We start from the raw sequence: 1,389 nt of genomic DNA, 5'->3' as shown, positions 1-1,389 counted from the left end.
TGGTCTTCTGTCAAGAAAGTGGACAATATAAATCGAGACTTTTTTAATAAAACACTATCGCACTTCGTTTGCTGGGGTGATAGAAATAATCAGTCCAAAACCATGACTGATTATTTCTATCACCAAATGGCTAATTTATGAGATATACTCCACTTCATTTTGCTGCTGTTTTCTCTCGAATTGGTTAGGAGAACAATTACCCAAAGTGGAATGTTTTCTTTTTTCATTATAAAAACTACTAATATAGTAATTTATTGCCTTTTTAGCTTCCTCTCTTGTTTTGAAACGTCTCCTGTAAATTAAATCTTTTTTGATTGTGGCGTGGAATGATTCAATGCAGGCGTTATCGTATGGGTCGCCTTTTTTACTCATGCTTATTTGTGCTTTCTGTTCCTTCAAGATATCAATGTACTCATGCGAACAATATTGAGAGCCTCGATCAGAATGGTGAATAAACCCTTCCTCAGGCTGCCTTGAAACAAGCGCCATATTTAACGCTTGTATGGATAACTCCTTTTTCATGTGAGAGGCATGACTCCACCCTACAATTTTTCTAGAGAATAAATCCATAATCGACGAGAGGTACAGCCATCCTTCCAACGTCCAAATATATGTAATGTCAGCTACCCAAACCTTATTGGGTTCCTCTGCCTCAAATTGTCGGTTTAGAAGGTTAGGGTAAATATTTAAATCATGATTAGAATCTGTAGTAACTACGTACTTTTCTATTGGAGTAGCTTTTAAACCCATCTCCTTCATCATTCGAGCCACTGTTTTTTGCGAAATAATATAACCCCACTCCACTAGGTCATCGTGAACCCTTGGGCTCCCATAGGTTCCGTAACTCTCATGAAAAGATCTGCTAATTTTTTGTTGGATCTCTAAACGGTAATTTTCCTTCTCAGAAAGAGGATTACTCTGAATCCTTAGCCACTTATAGTACCCACTAGTTGATACTTCTAGAACTTTACACATCTTCCACACAGCGTATTCATTTGAGTGGGCTTGAATGAAGGCGTATATTACTTTTGGCTTTTTGTGAAGATGTGCATGGCCTTTTTTAGGATTTCATTTTCCTCCCTTAACCGTTCTATTTCCCTTTCGTGTTGTTTCTTAAGCTCTTCCAGTTCTTTTGGTGTAATATAATCTGTCTTCTTACTATTCAATTTCTCCCTATATGCCTTAACCCAGATAATGAGGGTCTTATATGGGATCTCAAGCTCATAGGCAACTTCTGTTGCTTTTCGGCCTTCCTCCACAACTAACTTTGAAACATACTCTTTGTATTCTTGTGAATGATGCTTCCCCATGTGAACACGTCCTTTTAAATGTTGATTCAATTATAAACTAAATCTCGTTTTCCAGTGTCCACTTTTAAGACTAACCTCA

2 protein-coding genes are annotated in these 1,389 nt (G+C 37.4%); both read right to left on the bottom strand.

Features of this window, described 5'->3' with window-relative positions; all coding sequences use genetic code 11:
* Nucleotides 1-135: 135 nt before the first annotated feature.
* A complete protein-coding gene (locus MJG50_RS21950; protein WP_240257909.1) occupies nt 136-1,011 on the bottom strand; it encodes an IS3 family transposase in 876 nt (291 codons plus the stop codon).
* A gap of 11 nt (nt 1,012-1,022) precedes the next feature.
* Nucleotides 1,023-1,310: a transposase gene (locus tag MJG50_RS21945; RefSeq protein WP_240257908.1), complete on the bottom strand. Its 288-nt coding sequence runs from the start codon at nt 1,308-1,310 to the stop codon at nt 1,023-1,025.
* Between the last annotated feature and the right edge of the window lie 79 nt (nt 1,311-1,389).

It is taken from the genome of Fredinandcohnia quinoae (assembly GCF_022427965.1).
Taxonomy (GTDB): Bacteria; Bacillota; Bacilli; order Bacillales; family Bacillaceae_L; genus Ferdinandcohnia; species Ferdinandcohnia quinoae.
This window is presented reverse-complemented; position numbering and strand designations above follow the sequence as displayed.